18 protein-coding genes are annotated in these 23,456 nt (G+C 54.7%); 14 read left to right on the top strand and 4 right to left on the bottom strand.

The annotated features are described in order from the left end of the window. Window positions 1–235 precede the first annotated feature (235 nt). The 14 genes from ndhC (at window position 236) to Q5Y71_RS05385 (ending at window position 15,980) form a co-directional block, all read left to right on the top strand. The gene (gene ndhC / locus Q5Y71_RS05450) at window positions 236–649 is read left to right on the top strand and encodes an NADH-quinone oxidoreductase subunit A (RefSeq protein WP_306040713.1); all 414 of its coding nucleotides are present in this window, start codon (window positions 236–238) and stop codon (window positions 647–649) included. A gap of 19 nt (window positions 650–668) precedes the next feature. Continuing rightward, window positions 669–1,316, top strand: coding sequence for an NADH-quinone oxidoreductase subunit B family protein (locus Q5Y71_RS05445; RefSeq protein WP_301414605.1), 648 nt, complete (start codon window positions 669–671; stop codon window positions 1,314–1,316). 47 nt (window positions 1,317–1,363) lie between these two features. Next, entirely contained in the window at window positions 1,364–3,169 is a 1,806-nt protein-coding gene (gene nuoC / locus Q5Y71_RS05440) for an NADH-quinone oxidoreductase subunit C/D (protein ID WP_306040711.1), read from the top strand. A 146-nt stretch (window positions 3,170–3,315) separates the two neighbouring features. Then, a complete protein-coding gene (gene nuoE, locus Q5Y71_RS05435) occupies window positions 3,316–3,882 on the top strand; it encodes an NADH-quinone oxidoreductase subunit NuoE (protein WP_306040708.1) in 567 nt (188 codons plus the stop codon). Then, window positions 3,860–5,134, top strand: coding sequence for an NADH-quinone oxidoreductase subunit NuoF (gene nuoF / locus Q5Y71_RS05430; protein ID WP_306040707.1), 1,275 nt, complete (start codon window positions 3,860–3,862; stop codon window positions 5,132–5,134). Before nuoE ends, nuoF begins: the two co-directional genes overlap by 23 nt. A 42-nt stretch (window positions 5,135–5,176) precedes the next feature. Beyond that, window positions 5,177–8,023, top strand: coding sequence for an NADH-quinone oxidoreductase subunit NuoG (gene nuoG, locus Q5Y71_RS05425; RefSeq protein ID WP_306040706.1), 2,847 nt, complete (start codon window positions 5,177–5,179; stop codon window positions 8,021–8,023). A gap of 7 nt (window positions 8,024–8,030) precedes the next feature. Beyond that, window positions 8,031–8,987, top strand: a complete 957-nt coding sequence (gene nuoH / locus Q5Y71_RS05420) for an NADH-quinone oxidoreductase subunit NuoH (protein WP_306040705.1) — start codon at window positions 8,031–8,033, stop codon at window positions 8,985–8,987. A 40-nt stretch (window positions 8,988–9,027) separates the two neighbouring features. After that, window positions 9,028–9,546 carry an NADH-quinone oxidoreductase subunit NuoI gene (gene nuoI / locus Q5Y71_RS05415; protein WP_301414611.1) on the top strand — a complete coding sequence of 173 codons (519 nt, stop codon included), beginning with the start codon at window positions 9,028–9,030 and terminating at the stop codon, window positions 9,544–9,546. 86 nt (window positions 9,547–9,632) lie between these two features. Beyond that, window positions 9,633–10,157, top strand: coding sequence for an NADH-quinone oxidoreductase subunit J (nuoJ, locus tag Q5Y71_RS05410; RefSeq protein WP_306040704.1), 525 nt, complete (start codon window positions 9,633–9,635; stop codon window positions 10,155–10,157). Next, complete coding sequence (nuoK, locus tag Q5Y71_RS05405; RefSeq protein ID WP_301414615.1) at window positions 10,147–10,464, top strand: NADH-quinone oxidoreductase subunit NuoK; 318 nt, start codon at window positions 10,147–10,149, stop codon at window positions 10,462–10,464. The genes nuoJ and nuoK overlap by 11 nt, the downstream gene beginning before the upstream one ends. Before the next feature lies 1 nt (window position 10,465). Next, on the top strand, window positions 10,466–12,304 hold the full coding sequence (gene nuoL, locus Q5Y71_RS05400) for an NADH-quinone oxidoreductase subunit L (protein WP_306040702.1): 1,839 nt from the start codon (window positions 10,466–10,468) through the stop codon (window positions 12,302–12,304). After that, a complete protein-coding gene (locus Q5Y71_RS05395) occupies window positions 12,301–13,899 on the top strand; it encodes a NuoM family protein (RefSeq protein ID WP_306040700.1) in 1,599 nt (532 codons plus the stop codon). Before nuoL ends, Q5Y71_RS05395 begins: the two co-directional genes overlap by 4 nt. Further along, on the top strand, window positions 13,896–15,437 hold the full coding sequence (locus Q5Y71_RS05390; RefSeq protein ID WP_306040698.1) for an NADH-quinone oxidoreductase subunit N: 1,542 nt from the start codon (window positions 13,896–13,898) through the stop codon (window positions 15,435–15,437). Before Q5Y71_RS05395 ends, Q5Y71_RS05390 begins: the two co-directional genes overlap by 4 nt. 84 nt (window positions 15,438–15,521) lie before the next feature. Continuing rightward, on the top strand, window positions 15,522–15,980 hold the full coding sequence (locus Q5Y71_RS05385; protein WP_306040697.1) for a hypothetical protein: 459 nt from the start codon (window positions 15,522–15,524) through the stop codon (window positions 15,978–15,980). A 234-nt stretch (window positions 15,981–16,214) separates the two neighbouring features. Here the strand turns inward: Q5Y71_RS05385 and Q5Y71_RS05380 are convergent, their stop codons facing one another. The 4 genes from Q5Y71_RS05380 to Q5Y71_RS05365 form a co-directional block, all read right to left on the bottom strand. Further along, the gene (locus Q5Y71_RS05380; RefSeq protein ID WP_306040696.1) at window positions 16,215–18,734 is read right to left on the bottom strand and encodes a TonB-dependent siderophore receptor; all 2,520 of its coding nucleotides are present in this window, start codon (window positions 18,732–18,734) and stop codon (window positions 16,215–16,217) included. A gap of 614 nt (window positions 18,735–19,348) precedes the next feature. After that, on the bottom strand, window positions 19,349–21,082 hold the full coding sequence (locus Q5Y71_RS05375) for an SLC13 family permease (protein WP_306040694.1): 1,734 nt from the start codon (window positions 21,080–21,082) through the stop codon (window positions 19,349–19,351). Between the two features lie 324 nt (window positions 21,083–21,406). Then, complete coding sequence (gene msrA / locus Q5Y71_RS05370) at window positions 21,407–21,985, bottom strand: peptide-methionine (S)-S-oxide reductase MsrA (protein ID WP_306040693.1); 579 nt, start codon at window positions 21,983–21,985, stop codon at window positions 21,407–21,409. Window positions 21,986–22,049: 64 nt separating this feature from the next. Next, window positions 22,050–23,234 (bottom strand): iron-containing alcohol dehydrogenase, encoded by a 1,185-nt coding sequence (locus Q5Y71_RS05365; protein ID WP_306040691.1) that lies wholly within the window; start codon window positions 23,232–23,234, stop codon window positions 22,050–22,052. Window positions 23,235–23,456 lie beyond the last annotated feature (222 nt).

Below are 23,456 nucleotides of genomic sequence, written 5' to 3'. Positions count from 1 at the left end.
TACTGGCGCTATCTCCCGCAACGCTTTATAAAACAGAATACAATTGCGCCTGTTTGCAGAATCTGACCGGGAACTCAAAAACTGCGCTGGCGTTGAGAAAAAAACAATGTATTCAAGAGACTTTCATTTTCAAATGAAGGTCTCCCCATGAACCCTTTTGAACACAGTATTTTTAGCCGAGGTACCAGTAAGTAATCCGGGGCAGGCCCCGGCATTAAATCGGGGGAGAGCAGCGTTGAACCACCCAGACCAGTTCAACCCGGAGGTATGGCCACTTGTAGTTTATTGCCTTGCAGTATTTGGGTTGATTGCTTTAATGCTCGGCCTTTCCTATTTCCTTGGCCAAAAACGCAGAGATCCCGCCACCGACGAACCCTTCGAATCCGGCATTATCTCCCAGGGCAACGCGCGACTGCGTATTTCTGTCGCCTACTATCTGGTTGCCATTTTATTTATCGTCTTCGATTTGGAGGCGATCTACCTTTTCAGTTGGTCCATAGCATTTTTCGAAACCGGTCTGCTCGGATTTATCGAGGCCACTGTTTTTATCGTGATACTGCTGGTGGGTCTGATTTACCTCTGGCGTCTCGGCGCATTGGAGTGGGGTGGACGTCAGGAAAGTCTGGTCGACCGCAAAGATCATCGCTAAAAACACACAGGAAAACACTATGCGCTGGCAGCTGAGCAAAGCACAGGACGTGATTGCCGCAGATTCTGCCCCGGCAGAAGATGGCGCGATTGCCGAGGATCTGAAAAAAAATATCCTGCTGGCGAAACTGGAGGAACTGGTCGCCTGGGGCAGGGCCAACTCACTCTGGCCATTCAATTTTGGTCTCTCCTGTTGTTATGTGGAAATGGCCACCGCCTTTACCAGTCGCCATGATATCTCGCGCTTTGGCGCAGAGGTGATACGCGCCACACCACGCCAGGCAGACTTGATTGTAATTTCCGGTACCGTCTTTTTAAAAATGGCACCGGTGCTGCAGCGCCTGTACGAACAGATGATTGAACCGCGCTGGGTGATATCCATGGGTTCCTGTGCCAATTCCGGCGGAATGTATGATATTTACAGTGTGGTACAGGGCGTCGACAAGTTTCTGCCGGTAGACGTCTATGTTCCCGGATGCCCACCCCGCCCCGAGGCGCTGTTACAGGGGCTCACCCTGCTGCAAACCTCCGTTGCCGCCGAGCGCCGCAACTTCAGTTGGGTGGTGGACGAACAGGGCACCAGAAAGGCCCCCAAGCCCAGCCAGCGCGATCTGAACCGTGAAGAGCGCATGCGTGCTACGGTTTTGCGCTCGCCGGAGACAGTCTAAGTGCGCAGTTGCCGTCGAGAAACTGACCTTTGATAACGGAAATTCCGATGAGTGGCGTTATAGCAAAAAGTGTGCACAATAAGACCCCCTATACAAAAGAGGCCAAGGTCTTTGTGCGGGACCTGGCACTGGAGTATCGCTGTCACAATTATTGGCTGCAGCCCGATAGCGCCGATATGCCCACCCTGTGGATAGACGCCTACGCATTGATTCCCCTGCTGCATTTTCTCAAGCAGGAGATGTCCCGCCCCTTTGCCATGCTCTATGACCTCAGCGCCATTGATGAGCGCCTGCGGGTCAATCGGGGAAGGGGAAAGGAGAGGCAGCCGGCCAGTGACTTTACCCTGGTGTACCAACTGCTGTCTTTCACGCGCAATTTATTTATCTGTATTAAGGTCGCCCTGCCAGAATCCAACCTGTCAGTGCCTTCCATTACCGGGGTTTGGAAGAATGCGAACTGGTACGAGCGGGAAGTTTGGGATTTGTTTGGCATCGATTTTACCGGCCACCCCAATCTGCAACGTATTCTGATGCCCACAACCTGGAAAGGACATCCCCTGCGCAAGGACCACCATGCCCGTGCCACCGAAGTGGACCCCTATACCCTTTCCGAGGAAAAGGAGCGCAGGGAGCAAGAGGCCCTGCGGTTTTGCCCGGAGGACTGGGGCATGGCGCGTGCCAGTGAAGACTCGGAATTTATGTTTCTGAATCTGGGACCCAACCACCCCAGCGTGCACGGTGTTTTTCGTGTGGCCCTGCAACTCGATGGTGAACAGATTGTGGATGCCGTACCGGATATCGGCTACCACCACCGCGGTGCAGAGAAAATGGCCGAGCGCCAGGCCTGGCACACCTATGTGCCCTATACGGATCGCATCGACTACCTGGGCGGAGTAATGAATAACCTGCCCTACCTACTCGCGCTGGAACAGCTGGCGGGCATTCAGATACCACCGCGGGCTCAGGTGATCCGCGTGATGCTGTGCGAGCTGTTCCGCATCTCCAGCCACCTGGTCTTCTTCGGCACCTTTGCTCAGGATATCGGACAGATGTCACCGGTCTTTTATATGTTTATCGACCGGGAAAAACTGTTTGGCGTCGTCGAAGCAATTACCGGCGGACGCATGCACCCGGCCTGGTTTCGCATTGGTGGTGTCGCCCAGGACCTGCCCGAGGGCTGGGACAAAATGTTGCGGGAATTTCTCGACTATATGCCCGCGCGCCTGCGCGACTACGACGGCATGGTGGTCAAAAACAAACTGCTGCAAAGGCGTACCCGCGGTATTGGCGTCTACGATACCGACGAAGCTCTGGAGTGGGGGGTGACCGGGCCGGGCCTGCGCGCCACGGGACTGGCGTGGGACCTGCGCAAGAAACGCCCTTATAGCGGTTACGACCAGTACGAGTTCGATATCCCCAGCTACGATGGTGGAGACTGTTTCGATCGCTGCCGGGTGCGGGTCGACGAAATGTGGCAGAGCCTGCGCATTATTCGCCAGTGCCTGGAAAACATGCCCTCAGGTCCCTATAAATCCGATCATCCGCTGACCACCCCTCCGCGCAAGGGACGCACCATGCAGGATATCGAGACACTGATTCAACACTTTGTAAATAACAGCTGGGGCCCGGTAATGCCCGCCGGCGAGGTCTGTTTTCCCATAGAGGCCACCAAGGGTTTGAACAGCTACCAGATTGTCAGTGACGGCGGTACCGTCTCATATCGCACCCGAATCCGCACCCCGTCGTTCCCGCATCTGCAGATGATTCCATTGGTGTCACGGGGGCTGCTGATTGCCGACCTGATAGCAATTATTGCCAGCATTGATTTTGTGATGGCGGATGTGGATCGGTAGAAACTTTAGAGAAGTGCGCGGCCCAGGCCGCCATCACAATGGAGGAGACCAGTGCACAGGAGAGAGCTTTATGCCCCAGCCACAGTGAATTTCAGCGGCACAGCCACTTCACATATGCCTCCCCGAAGTCGGCCGAGGAAGCATATATGTCCAGCTTACTAGAACCGGAAGTGATTGAAGTAATGGAGCACAGCAGCGCGAACCCAGAAAACATGCCCGGCGACCTCACAGCCGAGGAAAAAGCGGAAATCGATCGCGAAGCTTCTCACTACGAGAACAAGTCTGCTGTGGGACTGGAAGCACTCAGAATCGTCCAGAAATATCGCGGCTGGATTTCCGATGGCACCCTACAGGCGATCTCCGCCTACCTGGATGTTCCCGCAGCACAACTGGAATCTGTGGCCACCTATTTCCAGCTGATCTTTCGCCAGCCCGTGGGCAAGGAGGTCATCTACCTGTGCAAAAGTGCCAGCTGCTGGATTAAGGGCTGTGACCGCCTGCAACAACACATTTACGAGCGTTTGAAAATCGAGCCTGGGCAAACCTCTGCAGACGGCATCTTCACCCTGCTGGAAGCCCCCTGTCTGGGAGACTGCGACAAGGCCCCGGTGTTAATGCTCGGTGAAGAGATGTTCCGGAATCTCGATGAAGCTGCCATAGAGAATCTGATCAAAAAAAAGAAGAAATACCATGCTGATCAATCCCTTGACTAAAAATGTCACCGATCAGAATGTCGCCGCCGATCTCAAGCGCTACCTGGGCAACGGGGGCTATGAGGGCTGGCGCAAAGCCCACACCATGGCGCCGGACAAGATTATTGACCTGGTCAAAGACGGTGGCCTGCGCGGGCGCGGTGGTGCGGGATTCAATACCGGCCTCAAGTGGAGTTTTGTTCCCCGCGGAGCAGATGCGCCCGAACAGAAGTTTATTGTCTGCAACGCTGACGAAATGGAACCGGGTACCTTCAAAGACCGGTTGCTGATGGAGCGCGATCCCCATCTCCTGCTTGAGGGTATGGCTATTGCCGCCTACGCCATCGGCGCTTCCATCGGTTACATTTTTATCCGGGGTGAATATCACCTGGCCGCAGAGCGCCTGGAACATGCCATTGAGGAGGCAAAAACGCAGGGGTTTCTCCGTACCGATATCAGCGCCAGCGGCTTCAGCCTGGAAATTTTCGTACATCGCAGCGCCGGGAATTATATCTGTGGCGAGGAAACCGCTCTGCTGAACGCACTGGAAGGCCGACGCGCGATTCCCAGGGCAAAGCCGCCCTTCCCCCAGGTCAGTGGGCTTTGGGGGAAGCCCACCGTGGTCAACAACGTAGAGACATTTTGCAATATTCCCCACCTGGTGGAATTCGGGGTTGAATGGTACCGGGGGCTCGGGCGCGGAGAGGATGCCGGCAGCAAGCTGTTTGGTGTGAGCGGCAATGTCAAGAATCCGGGTACCTGGGAGTTACCCATGGGTACGCCTATCCGGGAAATCATCGAACAGCATGCCGGCGGCATGCACGACGGTCTGCGGCTGAAGGGCCTTCTGCCGGGCGGCGGTTCCACGGATTTTCTCGGTCCCGAGCACCTGGACCTGCGGATGGATTACGACGTGATCGGCAGGGCAGGCAGCCGTATGGGTACCGGCACCATTATTGTGCTCGACAACCAGACCTGCCCGGTGGGACTGGTGCTGAACCTCTGCCAGTTTTTCGCCCGTGAATCCTGTGGCTGGTGCACCCCCTGCCGCGACGGGCTGCCCTGGATTGTAAAAATATTGCAGCGTATCGAAGCGGGCGAAGGGCGTTCCGAGGACCTCGATCTGCTGCGCGAACAGTGCCAACGCATAGGCCCCGGTAATACTTTCTGTGCCCTCGCGCCCGGAGCCGCGGAACCATTACAAAGTGCCCTGGTACGTTTTGAACAGGATTTCTTCAACCATATAAAACAACACCGCTGCCCCTACCGGTAGCGTTGACCAAAACCCGGGTGATACAACAATAACGGACTGACAATGCCAACCATTACGATTGACGGCGAGAAATATCAGGTCGATGGAGAACAGAACCTGCTCAGCACCTGTCTGTCTCTGGGTCTCAATATTCCCTATTTTTGCTGGCATCCTGCAATGGGCTCCGTCGGTGCCTGCCGACAGTGCGCGATGATCGAATACAAGGACAAAGAGGATCAGGGTGGCCGCCTGATCATGAGCTGTATGACCCCCATCCGCGACGGCGCCATTTACAGTATCGGCGCCGACGCCGCAGAAACGTTTCGCGGTAGCATTATCGAAAACCTGATGATCAACCACCCGCACGACTGCCCCGTCTGTGAAGAGGGCGGCGAGTGCCATCTGCAGGACATGACAGAAATGTCCGGGCACACGATGCGACGTTACCGCGGCACCAAGCGCACCCATCGCAACCAGTATCTGGGGCCCTTTATTAACCACGAAATGAACCGTTGTATTACCTGCTATCGCTGTGTGCGGTTCTACGAAGACTATGCCGGCGGGACAGATCTTCAGGCACTTGGCAGGAATCATCAGGTGTATTTCGGGCGCAGGGAAGAGGGGCGGCTGGAAAATGGCTTTAGTGGGAACCTGGTAGAAGTCTGCCCCACCGGGGTCTTTACCGATAAAACCTTCAGTGCGCACTTTGTGCGCAAATGGGACCTGCAGACCGCACCCTCGATTTGCGAACACTGCGCAGTGGGCTGTAATACCGCTCCGGGTGCACGGGAACCCGGCAACGGACACGAGCCGATTCTGCGCAGGGTGATCAACCTCTATCACCGGGATATCAATGGCTATTTCCTCTGCGATCGCGGTCGCTTCGGCTATGAATACATCAACAGCGCGACACGTATTGAGAAAGTGTTCTCAGCCCGGCACGAAGCGGTTATCAGCTCCACGGCAGAAAATGACCATCAGCTGCACAGGGAAGTCGCCCCACAAAAAGCGCTCCTGCATTTGGCACAACGTATATCGCAAGCTCAAGGCAACAGGAGACACATCCTCGGCATCGGCTCGCCGCGCAGCTCCCTGGAAAATAATTTCGCCCTGCGGCAGCTGGTGGGTCGGGAAAATTTCTTCTCCGGTCTCAATCAAAGAGATCAGGCGCTACTTCATCTGGTCAATAGTATCCAGAGTGACAACCGGGTCCTGTGCCCGAGCACTCCGGAGATTGAGGCCGCCGACGCAGTGTTAATTGTTGCTGAAGATATCTATAACACGGCACCGCGCATCTCCCTGGCAATACGACAAGCTGCCCGCAATCGCCAAAAACAACAGGCACAGTCGCTCAAAATTCCCCTCTGGCAGGATGCTTCTGTCCGACAGCTGGAAGGGGACCACAGCCCGATTATTTTTGCCGGAACAGAGCTCACGGATCTAGAGGACATAGCCTCCACCGCTCTGTTTATGCCAGCGGAAAAAGTCGTACAGTTTGCCCGGGCCCTCCCCCCCCTGCTTTCCAACCCGGAAAACATACCGGCCGGGCTGGAACCACACCAGCGGGAAATCGCTGTACACACCGCAGAAATACTCCGCAAAGCCAAAAATCCACTGATTGTCTCGGGAACCTCCAGCAGGAACACTGAGATATTGCGTGCCACAGCGCAAATCGCCACTACCCTGAGCGAACAAAAAGCAGCGCCCGTTATGCTGTACCTGGCCTGTGATGAAGCCAACAGTCTGGGGCACACCCAGTTTTTTAGCGGGGAAAGCGGTTATCTTGAGCAACTGTTGCAAACGCTCAGGGAAGAGGGTCGGAATGAAGTGCCCACTACCCTGATTGTATTGGAGAATGACCTCTACAGACGCCTGGATAGAAAATCCCTTGCAGACTTGTTTGAGCACATTGATGAAGTCGTAGTCCTAGACACGCTGTTCCACTCCACGTCCAGGCGCGCAGACTGGATTTTTCCCGCAGCCGCTACGGCGGAATCCCAGGGGACATTTGTCAACAGCAACGGGCTGGCCCAGCGCTTTTACGCAATTTATGAAGGCAAAGGCTTTATACAGGAAAGCTGGCGCTGGCTGGTAGATGCGGCGGCATTCTGTACGGAAAAATCCGAGACACTGTCGCAAATCGCCTGTTGGAAGCACAGTACCGACCTCAGTGAAGCCATCGCCAGGGAGTTCAGCGCCTTAGAAGTCCTCAGTGTACTGGGGCCGGATGAAAACTACCGTATCGATGGGCTGAAAGTCGCCCGCCAGGGTGTTCGTTACAGTGGCCGCACAGCTGTGCATGCACAAGAACATGTCTCGGAAGGGCCTCCCCTCCAGGACCCGGATGCTCCCATGAGTTTCAGCATGGAGGGCATACACAATCCTGACAGAACACTGCTCCAGGCCAATATCTGGTCCCCGGGCTGGAATTCCAATCAAGCCATCAATAAATTTCAGGAGCAGATCGGCGGTGAACGCAAGGGGGGACCTTCCGGCCTGGCCATCAAACGGCCGGAACACCCGATGCCCGAATGGATTGCGCCTGCAATGGGAACAGCAACACGGGAATTACCGGACATCCCCAACCCCGTACAAATGCAGCCGGTCTACCGGTTGTTTGGCTCCGGGGAACTCAGCAACCAGTCGATGTGTATTTCCGAAGCGATTGAATCGCCCTTTGTGCTCATTAATCTGGCAGCGGCAAAAATACCCGGTATCCACGACGGGCAACCGATCGAACTGGTGACCAGCTGCGGCACCTATCGAGCTGAGGCGCGCTCAGCACCCGCAATGCCGGCGGGCAGCGTGGGCGTACCTTTTGGGTTTCCGGGCCTCGAAACCCTGACCCCCATACTACCCGCATACGCTTCCCTGCGCCCGGCTGCAACATCCACCGGCATTGAGGACTGAAAGACCGATGAGCACACCACTCTGGATCACATTGCTGAATATCTTCGGTGTCCTGATCGTCACAGTACTGCTGGCGGCCATACTTACCTGGGGGGAACGGCGCCTGCTGGGATTCTGGCAAGACAGACCCGGCCCCAATCGGGTAGGCCCCTCCGGTACCCTGCAGGTCGTCGCCGATATGATCAAACTCTTTTTCAAAGAGGACTTCATCCCACGCTTTGCAGATATTCCGGTGTTTGTACTGGCACCCACCGTGGTGATGGCCACCATGCTGATCGCCTTTGCGGTCGTACCCATGTCCCCCAGTATCGGCGTGACAGATCTCAATATTGGTTTACTGTTTGTGCTCGCCATGAGTTCCATTGCCGTGTACAGCATTATTCTCGGTGGCTATGCCTCCAATAACAAATACGCCCTGCTCGGCGGCTTGCGCGCCGCCGCCCAGACAGTCTCCTATGAAGTGTTTATGGGACTGAGCCTGATGGGTGTCGTGATGCTGTCCGGCAGCTTCAACCTGCGGGATATTGTCGACGCCCAGGCGGACTACTGGTTTATCCTGCCCCAGTTCCTTGGGTTTATTGTATTTTTTATCGCCGGAATCGCAGAGAGCCGGCGCACGCCGTTTGATCTTCCCGAGGCGGAACACGAGCTTACCGCCGGATTTCACACCGAGTATTCCGGCATGAAATTCGGCATGTTTTTTGTGGGTGAATATCTCGCCGTCATCCTGATCTCAGCACTGATCACCACGCTGTTTCTGGGCGGCTGGCACGGGCCCTGGTTGCCTCCCATTGTCTGGTTTTGCCTGAAGACCGCGTTTTTGGTGGCCCTGTTTATCTTACTGCGCGCTTCCCTGCCTCGCCCCCGCTACGATCAGCTCATGAAGTTCGGCTGGAAAGTCATGCTGCCCTTTTCACTGATTAATCTGCTCGTCACCGCAGGGATACTATTATGGATCGCCTAGGCACCAGCCAACCCCAGGAAAAACCGGCGGGAGGAACAAGATGATCGCGAGCCAAGTACGCAGCCTGTGGCTGGTATTCAAGCACCTGTTTCGGCGCAATGTCACAGTACAATATCCAGACCAAAAGCCCTATCTGGCCCCACGCTATCGCGGGCGGATCATCTTGACCCGGGACCCCGACGGAGATGAACGCTGCGTGGCCTGCAACCTCTGCGCCGTGGCCTGCCCACCGGACTGCATCTCCCTACAAAAAACTGAAGACCCGGACGGGCGCTGGCGGCCGGCCTATTTTCGTATCAATTTTTCGCGCTGCATCATGTGCGGCCTGTGTGAAGACGCCTGTCCCACCTATGCAATCCAGTTGACACCGGATTTCGAGATGTGTGAATACGACCGGCAAAATATGGTGTACGAAAAAGAAGACCTGTTGATCAACGGCCCGGGGAAATATCACGATTACAGTTTTTATCAGGTAGCGGGCAAGGCAATCAGCGGTAAAGAGAAAGGCGAGGCACAAAATGAAGCCGAGCCAGTGGACATAAAGGGCCTCAATTTATAATACGGCATCAAACCCTGGAAAAAATAACGATTTTCATTTTGGGGTGAAAAATACCAGCTGATGTTCATTACAGTGGGAGGGTTTTCGTGAATTACCTATTCTATCTCACCGCGGCAGTAGCGGTACTTTCTACCGCGATGGTGATTTTTCACCGCAACGCCGTACATGCACTTTTGTATCTGGTCACTTCCCTGCTGGCCGTGGCTGTTATTTTTTACCAGTATGGCGCCCCCCTGGCTGCAGCTTTGGAAGTCATTATCTATGCCGGTGCCATTATGGTGCTGATCATATTTGTCATCATGATGCTCAACCAGGGAGATTCCACCGTGGCCCAGGAACGGGCCTGGCTGCAGCCCAATACCTGGATTGGACCGGCCCTGCTATCCGCGCTATTGCTGATTCAGCTGATTTTATTAATCAGCAGTGCTCCGTTCTCTGCAGATCAGACTTTCCACTATATAGGCCCCAAGCAAGTGGGGATCGCCCTCTTCAGTCACTATGTCCTCGCCGTGGAGCTGGCTTCAATGCTGCTGCTGGCAGGACTGGTCGGTGCCTTTCACCTGGCCCGGCATCGAAAACCAGAAACAGGGAGATCCGGCAATGCCAATTGAGACGGCACCTGGACTGGAGGCTGGAGTCCTTTTGGCCTCGATACTCTTTTGCCTGGGCTTGGCCGGGCTGATGATGCGGCGCAATGTCATTTTTATGCTGATGTGTGTCGAGATCTGTACCAATGCTGCGGCCCTGATGTTCGTCGTTGCCGGTGCCCACTGGGGCAATGCCGATGGCCAGGTGATGTTCATTTTTGTAGTGACACTGGCGGCAGCAGAAGTCGCCATAGCCCTCGCTCTGGTACTGCAGTTCTACCACCGCAAACACACCGTCGATATCGATCAACTGAACGACCTGAGAGGGTAATATGCAGGGGCTTTTGGCCTGGGTGCCACTTCTACCGCTGATTGGCTTTCTGATACTGGTAGGTATCCCGTTGTTTTATCGCCGCGAACCTCCGGAGAGCGTGATCGCGCTGATCGGGGTGGGCAGTGTCGGCATTGCGGCAATATGCACTGCAGTTGCAACAGCCGCTGTTTTTTGGCAGACCCCCTCCGCTGTGGTCAATATTGCCCTCTGGCAGTGGATGCAGCTGGGGGATCTTCAACTCGGCATCAACTTCCATGTAGACTGGCTGGCTCTGGTAATGATGATGATCGTTACCGGCGTGGGTTTTCTGATTCATCTCTACTCTGCCGGGTACATGCGCAAGGATCCGGATTTCCGCCGTTATTTTGCCTACCTGAACCTGTTCATCTTTGCCATGCTGATTCTGGTGATGGCCGATAATCTGGTACTGCTTTACCTGGGCTGGGAAGGCGTAGGACTTTGCAGCTATCTGCTGATCGGCTTCTGGTACAAAGACCCTGTCAACGGCACCGCCGCGTGCAAAGCTTTTATTGTCACCCGTATCGGCGATACCGCCATGGCCATTGGCCTGTTCCTGCTGTTTTATGAGTTCTCGACCCTCAATATCCCGCAGCTGATCACAGCAGCGGACGACCCTGGTGCAAACCGGGAAATGATTACGATTGCCACTCTGCTGCTTCTCGGCGGCGCAGTGGGCAAATCGGCACAACTGCCACTGCAGACCTGGCTGCCCGATGCCATGGCCGGCCCAACCCCGGTGAGTGCTTTGATCCATGCGGCCACCATGGTCACTGCAGGTGTCTATCTGATAGCCCGTATGCACCCACTGTATATACTCTCTGAAACGGCGATGACCGCAGTGGCCACTGTCGGCGCTCTCACGCTGCTTCTTGCCGGATTCAGCGCCATTGCCCAGAGTGATATCAAACGGGTGCTGGCCTACTCTACCATCAGCCAGATTGGTTATATGTTTCTAGCCCTGGGTGTGGGCGCCTGGTCCGGGGCCATATTCCACCTGATGACCCACGCCTTTTTCAAGGCACTGCTTTTCCTCTCCGCCGGGTCGGTTATTCTGAGCCTGCACCACGAGCAAAATATTTTCTCCATGGGCGGCCTTTACCGGAAAATTCCCTTTACGTGTCTCTGCTTTACCATCGGCTGCGCCTGCCTGGCAGCCCTGCCCTTGACTTCCGGATTTTACAGTAAGGACCAAATATTACTGCGCGCCTGGGAATTTCACGAGGGGTTTAACAGCCTTTGGTTCGCGGGGGTCCTCGGCGCCCTGATAACTGGTATCTACACTTTTCGCGTACTCTTTCTGGTATTTGCCGGCACTGAGGGGACCGCCTCTATACAGTGTAAAGATGCCAACACGCCGGTAATGACAATACCTTTGGCCATTCTTGCAACACTCGCGCTGCTGGGTGGACTCTTGACACCGCCTCTCCAGGCAGTATTCGGCACTATCGTAGAGAAGCATCCCGCGGCATGGGTCGAAGGTGTGGCCATTGCCATGCCACTGATTGGCCTGGTCGTAGCCTGGCAGCTCTTCCGGCGCGAAAAAAAGACCGGCGAGCAGCGCTCCCGGGTTACGCAATTCTGGTTCAGCGGCTGGGGTTTCGACTGGCTCTACGACCACCTGCTGGTAAGGCCATTTAACACGCTCTCGCGCCTGAATCACAACGATATTATCGACGCGCTGTACAAAGGTACTGCCGCGTTCAGTCGACAGTTGAATATGCTACTAAGCGCCTCACAAAACGGCCAGGTGCGCTGGTACCTGGCAACCTTTGCTGCGGGATCGATTCTATTTCTGGCACTTTTGGTGGCCCTATGACACTAATGGCAATCATTATCCTGTTGTTCGCTGGCGGCATACTGGCCTGGCTTTCAGAGCGTTATCTACAGCGGGGCGGGCACTGGATTGCCCTTCTCAGTCTGCTGCTGGCCAGTCTGCTACTCGCCAGTTACTGGCCCTCTCCAGATGCGGCGCAAGTGGTCGGGAATGGCCCCTGGTGGGATAGTGTGCAGATCAACTGGATTCCCAGATTTGGAATCAGCTTTCACCTGGCGATTGATGGTTTGGGTTTCCTGATGCTGGCTCTGACTATGGCGATGGGGATTTTCGGACTGGTCATGACCTGGAACGATATGCGTTTTCGCCGCGGCTTTTTCTATTTTAATTATCTGTGGACCCTCGCCGGTGTGGTCGGTGTATTCACGGCAATGGACCTCTTCCTGTTTTTTTTCTTTTGGGAAATAATGCTGATTCCCATGCTTTTTCTCATCGCAGTCTGGGGTTATGAACAGCGCCTCTACGCCGCCATCAAATTCTTTATTTTTACCCAGGCCAGCAGTCTGCTGATGCTTATCGCCATCGTGGCACTGGCTTACCTCCACTACCGTAATTCCGGGCAACTGACCTTCAATTACAATGACCTGCTCGGCGCCCAATTGGCACCCGCGACCGCCTACTGGTTGATGCTGGGCTTTTTCGTGGCATTTATCGTCAAGTTACCCGCGCTTCCGTTCCACCCCTGGCTGCCCGATGCCCACACCCAGGCGCCAACGGCCGGCAGTATCCTGCTGGCGGCTATTCTGCTGAAAACCGGTGCTTATGGCCTTTTGCGGTTTAACCTGCCTCTGTTTCCCGAGAGCTCTGTGGCATTTGCGCCGGTGGCGATGACCATTGGTGCCGTTAGTGTGATCTACGGCGCTATGCTCGCCTTTGCACAACGTGATATGAAACGGCTGGTGGCCTATTCCAGTGTCAGCCATATGGGGTTTGTTCTGCTCGGGCTCTATGCGCTGAATACGATTGCCATACAGGGGGCCGTGATGCAGATGATCGCCCACGGACTCAGCACCGCTGCCCTGTTTGCCCTGGTGGGTGCCATGCAACACCGGTTACATACCCGCGATATGGCGCAGTTGGGCGGAGTCTGGTCTATTTTGCCCAAACTGTCCGCTATCGCGCTGTTCTTCGCAGTCGCCTCCCTGGGCCTCCCCGGACTGGGGAATTTTATCGCCGAATTCACGGTGTTGGTGGGCAGTTTTCGCAGCAATCACTGGATTACCGCCCTCGCCGCCACAGGTCTGGTTGGTGCCGCCCTGTACGCGCTCATCATGATGCAGAGGGTGTTTTTTGGCGGACTGCACCAGCGACTCCACAAACTTTCTCAACAGACCCTTACAGCGGACCTGAATTTGCGGGAATCCTGTGCCCTGCTCTCTCTCGCTGCGTTGCTGGTGCTGCTGGGCCTGCGCCCACAACCGGTATTTGATATTGCCAGCCCCACCGTTGCCCGTTCCCTATCATATATTGAAGCTGCCAGGGCGCAGTATGCCGAAGATCGGGGTATCGGCACCCGCTTTATTTCCCAGGAACAGACTTGGGCAAAGTCACATCCAATAGAGAGTGAATCTCCATGAGCGCGCAGGAACTTTTCGCAATACTGCCACTACTGATACTGAGTGCGGGCATTGTCATTCTCCTACTGCAGGTTTCCTTTTGGCGCGGGCACGGGGGTGCACTGGCAACGACTTTAATCACCCTGCTGTCCGCAATTGGTTCCTGTTTCTGGGTTGACGCTACACTCTCTGGCGGAGCCAGTTCTGTCCAGGCTACCGGGTTACTGCTGGTAGACCACACCGCCCTGTTTTTCTGTCTATTGCTGTTACTGACGGCAGTGGCTGTCAGTATCATGGGCTATAGCTACCTGCGCCAGCGCTGCAATCCGAAGGCAAACCCTGTCAGTTATCCGGAAGAGTTCTACGTACTCCTGCTACTGGCGATGCTGGGCGCAACCACACTCGTTTGCGCCAGCCATTTCGCCACCTTCTTTCTGGGACTCGAACTGATCAGCCTGGCACTGTACCCCATGCTGGGCTTCGCGGTCACCGGTGATATATCTCCCGGCAGGGAGCAGGCACAGTCTCTGGAATCCGCGATCAAGTACCTGCTGTTATCCGCTATTTCCACAGCGCTCGGCCTGTTTGGTATTGCCCTGGTCTACAGCGCGAGCGGCGCGCTGGATTTCAGCGGTATTGCCGCTCTTATGCCGGAACTCGCACAGACCTCCGCCCTGTTTGCCACAGGAATTACCCTGCTTTTAATCTCGGTCGCTTTTAAACTATCGCTGGTGCCATTTCATATCTGGACGCCCGATGTCTACCAGGGTGCTCCGACACCGACAACTGCCCTTATTGCCACTGTGAGCAAAGGTGCAGTGATCGGATTCCTGCTGCGCTTCTTTACCACTCTGGACCTCTACGGAAGTCCCGTATTGATCAACCTGCTTTCCATCATGGCCATCGCAAGCATGCTGGTCGGCAACCTCTTGGCGCTGATGCAGACCAATATCAAGCGCCTCCTGGCCTACTCCTCTATCGCACATATCGGCTATCTGGTGGTGGCATTTATCATCGGCAAGAGCACCTTCGGAACCGAAGCCGTTATCTATTATCTGGTGGCCTATATCATCACCACACTGGGGGCTTTTGCCGTAATTGGCCTGGTGGCGGATTCCGTCGAAGACAGGATTCTCAAAGGGGAGTATCCGGAAAATCCACCGTCCGATGACTTCAATCCCTACCAGAGGGATTTTTACCAGGGGCTGCTGTGGCGCTCACCCTGGCTGGCCAGCTGCCTCGCAGCCATGTTACTGTCCCTGGCAGGTATCCCTCTGACCATCGGCTTTATCGGCAAATTCTATATCTTTACCGCGGGTGTAGAGGGACAGATGTGGGTACTTCTGGCAGGGGTTGTGATCGGCAGTGCCCTGGGGCTTTTCTACTATCTGAGACTGCTGTTAACCATGGTACAGCGCGATCCCACGCTCTCCGCGGACTCCAACGGCAGCGTACAAATCGCAATATCCGGCCAGTGGTTACTGGTCGTACTAACCGCAGCCCTGCTGCTGTTTGGCGTATTCCCACAACTCTTGATCAACTGGATAAATGCACTATAACGATACATAAGGGTATGGCTGCAAAAGCACACGACCTGTTTTTCCTGCCCAATAAAAAGCCACCAGCAAGCAAAGGGCAAGCTTATGAAAACCTTCAAGCAGGCATTCGAGATTATAAAAGACGCAGAAAAGTTCCATCTGGATATGGCGAGGCTCTACGAGGATCTGCTGAATAAATCAGAGGACTACCGAACGGGGCTTCTATTGAAACATATGCTGGAACACGAACAGCGTATGGCGAGAAACCTCTCCAACTATGGCACAGTAGCGCAGCAAAAAGTCATGCAGACCTGGCTGCAATACACCCATGAAGAGAGTGCACAGGACTTTATTCGCCATCTGCCCTTGAGCGATCCCCCCACCATCAGGGAAATCAACAATATGGGGCGGGAAGTGGACCGCTATTTCTCCGGTCTCTACGAAGCCGTCTACGGTGCGATAGAATCCATGGAGGTGAAGGAAGTCTTTGAGGATCTAAAGCAAATACAGGACAAGGAACGCATCACACTCTCCATGGCCACCAACTCCCTATGGGATATGTAAGCTGCCGAATAAGCGGCATAAAAAATTTTCGCCACCGGCCCGGAGGCGGTGTGATTTCTTGAAAGAAATGTATTCCCGCCCGTTTGCGCGGACTGTATTAAAGGTGGCAATCAAACGGGTATCCCCCGTCCGGTTTGATTGCTAGTATTACCATAGCCAGCCCTTTGCCCCGGCAACCTGGCGGACCCAGACTGGGTCCGCCAGAGCAGTTTACCGGGAGGCTGGTACCTGGCCTTAGAAATCCCATTGTGCGCGCACGTAATAGAGTGCGCCGTTAAAGCCCATGGGAGCGGTTTCCGGATACTCGGCACCGGCTACACCCGCCCAGGGATTTTTGTCGGGATAATTGTTCAACAGATTCTCGGCACCGGCAATCAAAGACAGGGACTCCGAGAAATCATAGGCCGCCTCAACATCCAGCGTCCACTCATCTCCAGCATCAATGGGCAGGCTGTAATCATCCAGGTGTGCCTCCCAATAGCTACCATAGTAATTCAGGCGGACCAGGCCCCGCCAGCCGTCTCCAGCATGGGTAAGGGTTGCATTGCCCCGAAGGTTTGGCAGGCCGTCTTCCAACTGCCTGAGACGCATGGCATCCATGGTTTCTGGACGGAAATCCGTCACCTCGGTATCCGTCCAGTTCACAGCGAAACCCAAATCGGTGGCATCTCCCAGCGGATAAGTGGCCACCAGATCGATACCGCGGGTTTTGGTATCAAAATCATTGGTATAAAAACGGAAAAATGACAGAGAGTCGGCACCGCTAATGCCATCGGCCACCAATTGCGCACGCTCTTCGTCACTGAGTTCCTGATTGGCGGACTGTGTAATGCGATCGGTAACCGCAATCTGGAAAAAATCGAGGGTCACGTCCCAATCACCTGCTGAAACGATCGCTCCCAGGGCAATACTCAAAGACTCCTCCGGCTGAAGCTGCCTGCCCCCTTTGAGCACTGCGATCGGATTTGTCGGAGGAATAGTGCCGCGATTTGCCAGCTTGCCATCCGTAAACGCCGTCGTGACATTGGTGATATTGGACTGGCCGGGGGTCGGCGCACGGAAACCGGTACTGATGGTAGAGCGCAGTGCCAGCACATCACTGACAACATAGTGCCCTGACAATTTGATATTGGAAGTATCACCAAAATCGGAGAAATCCTCCCAGCGCAGGGCGGCGCCGAGACGCAGGTTATCGCTGGCCTGCAACTCGAAGTCGGAGTACAGTGCGATATTGTCCCGGTCGAAGGTACCGACCACTTCCGGCCCGAAGCCGGAGAAACCGTTGGAGCCGATCAGGAAATCCTGCTCGGTCAAAGGACCGACTGCCCAGGAGGCCTCATCCCCCATCCTCACTTTAAACTCTTCCTCGCGCCACTCCAAACCAGCGGCCATGTAGAGTGTTCTCGCGGCAATTTCCGTAGCCTTGGTCAAATCGATATTCAAATTGGTTTCGTTTTGAACGTAGCCACCGGGGCTGAATGCAGTGGGAGAATCCGGCCCCAATGTCGCATTCACGGTGTTATAGATAGTAAAATCTACCTGGTTATGCCCCCTGCTGGCACTGACATCGTAGCCGATACCATTCGCAAGTTCTCCGCGCACGCCAAATACCAGGGCGTAATCCTCCAGATCTCCGCCAAAACGGGGGGTAAAGCCACCGGGGAACATTTCGGTAAAGGAGAAGCACTCATCACTATCGTGCGCCTCTGCAACAGTGAAGCCCTCGCAATCGTCGATGCCATTACTCGCATCAAGATCCCCTATTAAAGGTACGAGTATTTCTTCAGGAACCCCATCCCCATCTTCATCTCGCAGAACCTTGGTAGCAAAAACCCCTTCGCGCGTTTCAGGGTTACGGAAATAAAAACCCCCGTCTATAGAGCGGCTGGCATAGTTGCCAAAGGCATAAAGCTCAACGGCATCGTTCAGTTCAATGGCACTGTTGACAAAGAACTTGGTATCATCATCCACTTCCGGCTGGCCCCAGATTTGGGCCGGACTGGCAACAAAACTATTACCATTCTCAATCAGCTGCGCTGCGTCATCGCGCTGCACACTGCGACTGGTGGCATCCTGCTCGCGATATTCCATACTGACATTCACAAAGCCGGCGCTGGTCAATGGCAAACCAATATTCGCAGCTATCATGTTCTGATCGCCATCCCGATCAGCAGTAGTTGCATGCTTCATTTCTACAGCACCACCTTCGGCCGCATCCTTCAATTGGAAGTTGATCACTCCGGCAATCGCATCAGAGCCGTACTGGGCGGCGGCGCCATCGCGCAACACCTCAACCTGCTTCAGGGCAATAGCGGGGATAGCGGAGATATCCGGTCCCTGAGCGCCATCGGAGACACCGCTGCCAAGGAAGGAAATGACAGCGGCGCGGTGGCGGCGCTTACCGTTCACCAGTACCAGGGTACTGTCCGGCGGCAAGCCGCGCAGGTTGGCCGGGCGCACAATGGAAGCCGCATCCGAAATGGGCTTTGTATTGACATTGTAAGAGGGCACAATATTGCGCAGCAGGTTGTTGAGATCCCCATCCCCCTGATTGACAAACGCCTCACCGGTTACGATATCAATGGGCGCGGCGGAATCTGTGGCGGAGCGCCCTTCCACACGGGTACCGATGGTAATGACTTCCTCCAGAAGGGTTTCCTGTGCAACAGCGGGGCTTGACAATGCGGCAATGGCTATTGCCAGCAGTGATGGAGCGCCACAGATGGTTAGCCAGCGCCTATTATTTTCTTTCATATAACTACCCTGTTAGTTCTCTATATTGTCTTACACGCCAGTCAAACTCCCTGGCCATGCTCCAACCCACGCGGCGTACATGTTAGCGCCGTGTGAAGAGATTCCACTTTAACGGATCATTACACTGGCAGCCAGAACACTTTAATAACAAATTGCTAAAAACTGTTCTTTCTAAAATCATCTTGCCATAAGGAAATTTCTGCAAAATAAAAAATTTTTGCCTAACTTTTGAGCCTCCCAAATTACCTTGCACAGTTATCTATCAATATTCCGATTATTCCTGCAAAAAAAGTTATCCAAGCGGGTACAACACCGGCAATGGGCACTATCGACTACTGACTGGCGTGTACCCTGTAATTTAAACTATCCCCGTAGTGAAATTATGCGGCATCCTATGGACAGCTAGTGGGAGGAACGGAGAGCTCGACTTCGCTGTCAAACAAAAGCCGCACAACTGGCAGAGAAAAAGCAACAGGCTGCGCAATCGCTTTCAGCGATAGAAAGCACTAAAAAGAAAATAGGTTTCAATAAAAGACTGCCCTACGTGTATTGCATCTATGCAGATTGCCAGTACAGCCAGCGTGTGAATCCCACACTGGCGCATGAAAAATATCTCAGGAGTAGAAGGGGAAGACCAGAGGCAAAAGCGTTAATACCGTCAGACTATAGATGATTGTCAAAGGCAATCCGCAGCGCATAAAATCCCGCAAATGGTAACCGCCGAGGTTTTGCACGATCAAATGGGTCTGATAGCCAAATGGCGTTAAAAAACTGGCACTCGCACCATAGGCCACCGCCATTACAAAGGGCATCCAACTAACGCCAAAGCTCTCTGCAAGGCCCCATGCCAACGGAAAAACCAAAGCTGCGGCAGCATTATTGGTCATCAACTCTGTCAACAGCAGTGTCAATAGAAAGATAGCGATCAAACCCACTGAGGGGCCTGCATCCTCGAGGGTAGCACGCATACCCGATGCCAGGGTATCCGCCAAACCACTCGCGGAAAAAGCCTCGGCCAGTACCAGGGCGCTGGCAATAATAATCCAGATCTGGAATGGAAATCGGCGCTGTAATTCGGAGGTGGAGACTATATTCAGACCAATCATGCAGCCAAGTAACACCACAAGTCCTTTCAGCAGGGAAAACACCCCCACAGCCGCACCGGCTACCACCACCGCAAAGCCTGCCCCGAGCAGCCAGCTATCCCGCCAAGACAACTGCCTCTGCACCTGTGAGCCACTGATTACATAGAAGTTTTTATCAATATTGCGGTGATGTTTGAAATCCTGCCCCACCGCCAGAAGCAGTGCATCACCTGCCTGAAGCGGAATCTCACCGAGCTTTCCGGAAATGCGGTCACCACCGCGGCGCATGGCCACCACCGCAGCATCGAATCGTGTGCGAAACTGACAACTCTTCAATGACTCACCGATAATAGTGGAACTCGGGGTAAGCACCACCTCGGTCAAATCCAGGTGCAGCGCTTCGTCCTCAAACGCGAACAAGCGCAGGCCCTCGATATCCTTCAGGCGTTCGAGGTCCCGTATATCCCCGCTGAAGATCAGCTTGTCACCGTTGCGCAATACCTCGGTAGGAGCCACCGGGCTGATCGTCTGTCCACCGCGTACTATCTCAATCAGGTAGAGTGCCTCCAACCGTCGCAACTTGTTTTGCTCGACACTGCGGCCATCCAGGGGAGAGTTGGCGGCCACTTCGGCCTCCAACAGGTACTGTGCAAAAGTCTCCTCATCGACCGGGCCTTCGGGCAGCAAGCGATTGGCAACCAGTAATACGCCAAGTCCAACGACGGTTGCACAGGCACCTATGGGCAGGAACGCGAAAAAATCCAGCGCGGGCATTCCCCGGTCCAGCACAAAGCTGTTCACAATCAGGTTGGTGGAGGTCCCAATCAGTGTCAGTGTGCCGCCGAGTATTGCCGCATAGGAGAGTGGCAATAGCAACTTAGCGGGTGGGTGGCGCCTCTGCGCTTTGACACTGGAAGCCAGTGCGGCAACTACAGCAGTGTTATTTAAGAACGCAGAACTGAGAGCGGTTGCGCTGGTCAACTTAAGCAAACTGCCTCTCAGTGAACCGCCAATCAATCCATCCGAGATACTGCGCAGCCAGCGGGCTTTCTCCAGCCCCAAGGAGGTAAGAAGAAGCACAACCAGGGTGACCAGACCGGGGTTGACCGCTTTTTGCAGCACCGATTCCGCGGGCACCAAGCCGGTCAGAAAACAGACAACAGCAGCCGAAGCGAACACCTGAGAGGGGCGGATACGGGTAAAAATCAGGGAAAAAAGGACCAGTAAAAAAATACCGGCGACAATCAGTGCACTCAGGGTCATGGGTTCTTCACTTCCGGCAAAAGAGCATGCGAAGGATAAGTATTCCCGGATCGGAAGAAAAGCTCCCCCTCCCACCAGGCAACAGAAGAGCATCAAAGCCGGCAAGCCCACTATCGGCATCAAGACCAGAGAGAAGCAATCTCCTCTCTGCTAGCACACAAGCCACCCGGGAGCCCGGCAAATTGCCGGATTACTCTCTGAGACCCGCAACAGGCCAGGGGACAACCCCAAAAGGCACATCATCACGCACAGTTGCACAGATTTCTCAAGGGCGGCAAATCAATTCAGGCATACCGGACCAAACAGCCATAACCAGTCTGCGCGTTACCCCCAAACCGCCTTCAAACGCTGATCCCGTCCACAGCGAAAGCGGTAATATTTATAGCGCAGAGGGTTGCGCTGGTAGTAGTTCTGGTGGTAGGCCTCAGCGGGATAAAAGGTGCTGACGGGCTGTATCTGGGTCACCACTTTCTTACCCAACTCCGCTTCCACTTTTTTCTTGCTCGCTTCCGCCAGCTCCTTTTCCTGCTCATTACTGTAAAAGATCTCACTGCGGTACTGACCTCCCCGGTCACAGAACTGGCCACCGGCATCGAAAGGATCAATATTATGCCAAAAGATCCTGAGCAAATCGGAATAACTGACTTTATTGGCATCGTATGTTATCTGTATCGCCTCGGCGTGACCGGTACCCCCCGCAGAGACTTGGTCGTAGGTTGGGTTCTTCACATGCCCCCCACTGTAGCCGGAGGTGGTTTCAAGCACACCATTCACCTTGTCGTAGGGTGGTTCCATACACCAGAAGCAGCCGCCGGCAAAGACGGCGGTGCGGATATTGGAGGATTCCTGGGCGCTGCCAAGGGTGGCAGCCAGAAGCATGAATAGGGCAAAGATACCGCGCATAGTCGAATCCTAATGATATGTCCGGTTGATCGATACTCTTCTGTCGACGCAGAGGAGAAAACTCTTACAGTTTGACAGTGCCCACGCAGGCGCGCAGAAAAATTTCGCGATATTCCTCTGCACCAAACGATATGGGATTGCTGGTGGCGGAGGGATCTACAGCGGCCATCTGAGCTATTGTATCGGCATTGGCGGTACCTATGCCGATATCAGCGAGGCTATGGGGAATCCCCAACTGTTTGCGCAGCCCGAGGACCCAGGTGAGCACCGATTCAAACCCACTACCATACGGCGCCCCATCGGCAAGTTGCAGATAGCGCGCCAGACACGCCATGGGTGCCTCGATGGCCGGGCGATTGGCCACCAGTACATAGGGCATCAACACCGCGTTGAGCAACCCATGGTGTTTGTTATGTAGGGCGCCAAGGGGATGTGCCAGCGCATGGATCGCGCCCAGCCCGCGCTGGAAGGCGGTAGCGCCCATACTGGCAGCCACCAGCATCTGCTGGCGCGCGGCCAGATCAGTACCGGTTGTATAGGCTCTTGGCAGATATTTCTTGATCAGGCGCATCCCCTCCAGAGCGATACCCTCCGCCATGGGGTGATACATGGGTGAACAGTAGGATTCGAGATGATGGGACAGTGCATCCATTCCCGTGGCCGCGGTGATCCCGGGCGGTAGCCCCAGAGTCAGCTCCGCATCCAGGATCACAATATCGGGCAGGAGTTGCGGGTGAAAAATCAGGCGTTTGACCTGTGCCTTTTCATCGGTGATGACCGCCACCCGCCCCACTTCCGAGCCGGTCCCCGCAGTTGTGGGTACCGCCATCACCGGCAGCATACCATTCGTATCTACACGCCTGTAGTTATCACCAACATCCTCGAAATCCCAAATCGGTCGGCGCTGCCCGGCCATCAGGGCAATCGCCTTGCCGGCGTCTATAGCAGAGCCACCGCCAAAAGCTATCACCCCATCACAGTTTTTTTTTCGCAGCAGCCCAACACCACAATCAATATTTTCACTGTTGGGGTTAGGCTTGATGGCTGAGAAAATTTCAAGGTTCAAACCTCTGTCAACACAGAGATTGCGTACACGCTCAATCAGGGGCAGCCCGGCGAGGGTGGGGTCGGTTACCAGCAGTGGGTGCTTTACCCTAAGTTCTGTGCAGGCACTGGCAAGCTCCGCCACCCTGCCGGGCCCTACCCAGATAGTCGTGGGATAATGCCAATTTACCCGGTATTGATCCACATCACCCCCTTATGGCTTCTCTGATTTTGAACAGGTTGCAAATGATCGTTCATGAGCAATCAGCTTTACAGGTCAATGGCATGTCGTCCAAAAATAATCCCCGGTGGGAATACAAATACCAATGCAGTTAGCGCAGTCCAACTGCGGCTACACACCTGATTCCCCACTTTCCCCTGGACAAAAAAAGGCGCCCATTTGGAATCTAATGCTCTGCCCTCAACA

Source organism: Microbulbifer sp. 2205BS26-8 (assembly GCF_030731025.1).
Classification (GTDB): Bacteria; Pseudomonadota; Gammaproteobacteria; order Pseudomonadales; family Cellvibrionaceae; genus Microbulbifer; species Microbulbifer spongiae.
This window is presented reverse-complemented; position numbering and strand designations above follow the sequence as displayed.